The sequence below is a fragment of the Pseudomonas siliginis genome (assembly GCF_019145195.1).
Lineage (GTDB): Bacteria > Pseudomonadota > Gammaproteobacteria > Pseudomonadales > Pseudomonadaceae > Aquipseudomonas > Aquipseudomonas siliginis.
The window spans coordinates 1-472 of the sequence record NZ_JAHSTW010000036.1; the positions used below are offsets into that span (position 1 = coordinate 1).

Below are 472 nucleotides of genomic sequence, written 5' to 3' on the forward strand. Positions count from 1 at the left end.
CAGACGGTCGCTGCGCTCCCACGCCCGGATCAATCCCTCCGCTCAGCCTTCCGACGTCGCCCGTAGATCAAGAGCACTCGAGCTTGCGCTCATTGTTGAGTGGTGCGGCTTCGCCGCGGGCAGCTGCGCTGCTTTTGCCTTTTTGTGGGAGCGAGCCTGCTCGCGAAGGCGGCCTGACAGCCGACCTGTTCTTGAAGTGGTACGCGATCTAACTGGAGCCGCCGAAGGCAGCGATCTTTTGATCTGGCTCTTGATCTGGCTTTTGCTTTGCTTCGGCTTTTGATCTTTTGCCCCTTCGGCAGGCTTCGTTACGGGATCGATCCGGGGGGGGGAGCGCAGCGACCGTACGACGCAGTCGTACACAGCGAGTGTAGGTGCAGCGAAGCCAACCGGAGCCGCTGCGCCCGGATCGGTCCCGTAACGAAGGTACCCCGAGCCCCAGCGAGCGGGCCGTACGCCGGGGCAAAGCCTT

At 63.1% G+C, this 472-nt stretch carries 1 protein-coding gene; it reads left to right on the forward strand.

The window, feature by feature from the left end:
• Positions 1–283, forward strand: a 283-nt coding sequence (locus tag KVG87_RS25735) for a hypothetical protein (RefSeq protein WP_217853247.1), incomplete at its 5' end; no start/stop codon positions are given.
• Between the last annotated feature and the right edge of the window lie 189 nt (positions 284–472).